Source organism: Streptomyces sp. NPDC001156, assembly GCF_053598275.1.
In genome coordinates, this window is sequence record NZ_JBSFJX010000566.1 from 1 (window position 1) to 1,139 (window position 1,139).

The 1,139-nt window shown below is 62.1% G+C and carries 1 protein-coding gene; it reads left to right on the plus strand.

Annotated elements, in window-relative coordinates:
- The first annotated feature begins 47 nt into the window (after positions 1-47).
- Positions 48-1,139, plus strand: a complete 1,092-nt coding sequence (locus ACWDA7_RS53155) for an IS630 family transposase (protein WP_450615459.1) — start codon at positions 48-50, stop codon at positions 1,137-1,139.

Here is a 1,139-nt window from a genome sequence, read left to right on the forward strand (position 1 = left end):
CTAGTGCCTTGCGCCTTAAATCCGTTATCTATGTGTAGATTGGTGGGGTGGCGAAGACAGGGCGGCCGAAGGCCGAGTTGGTATTGAGCGACGAGGAGCGTGCCACGCTTCAGCGGTGGGCGCGGCGGGCGAAGTCGTCGCAGGCGCTGGCGTTGCGGTGTCGGATCGTGCTGGCTTGCGCGGAGGGGGTGAGTAACACGCAGGTCGCGCAGGACCTGCAGGTCTCGAAACCGACGGTGGGCAAATGGAGGGCCCGGTTCGTCGAGTCTCGGCTGGAGGGTCTGGTCGACGAGCCGCGGCCTGGGCGGCCGTCGTCGATCACATTGGACCAGGTCGAGGAGGTGCTGGTGACCACCTTGGAGGAGACCCCGAAGAACGCCACGCACTGGTCGCGGGCGTCGATGGCGAAGAAGTCCGGCCTGTCGAAGTCCACCATCGGCAGGATCTGGCGTGACTTCGGACTCAAACCGCACCTGTCCGACACGTTCAAGCTGTCTACCGATCCGCTGTTCGTGGAGAAGGTGGTGGATGTCGTCGGCCTGTATCACAACCCGCCGGAGAAGGCGGTGGTGTTGTGCGTGGACGAGAAGTCCCAGGTGCAAGCGCTGGACCGCTCCCAGCCGGTGCTGCCGATGATGCCGGGGATGCCGGAGCGGCGCAGTCATGACTACATCCGGCACGGCACCACCACCCTCTTCGCCGCCTTCAACATCGCCGATGGAAGCGTCATAGGCGAGACACACCGCCGACACCGCGCCACAGAGTTCAAGAAGTTCCTGACCACCATCGACAAGACCGTCCCCGAGGGCCTCGACATCCATGTGGTCTGCGATAACTACGGCACCCACAAGACCCCGACCATCAAGACGTGGCTGGCCAAACATCCCCGCTTCCACCTCCACTTCACTCCAACCGGTTCAAGTTGGATCAACCAGGTTGAGCGATGGTTCGGCTTCCTGACCGACCAACTCATCCGCCGCGCAGTCCACAAGAGCGTGCAAAGCCTGGAGAAAGACATCCGCGCCTGGATCAAAGACTGGAACGACGATCCGAAGCCGTTTGTGTGGAGCAAGACCGCCGACGAGATCCTCGACTCCCTCACCCGATATATTCAACGAATTTCAGGCGTAGGACACTAG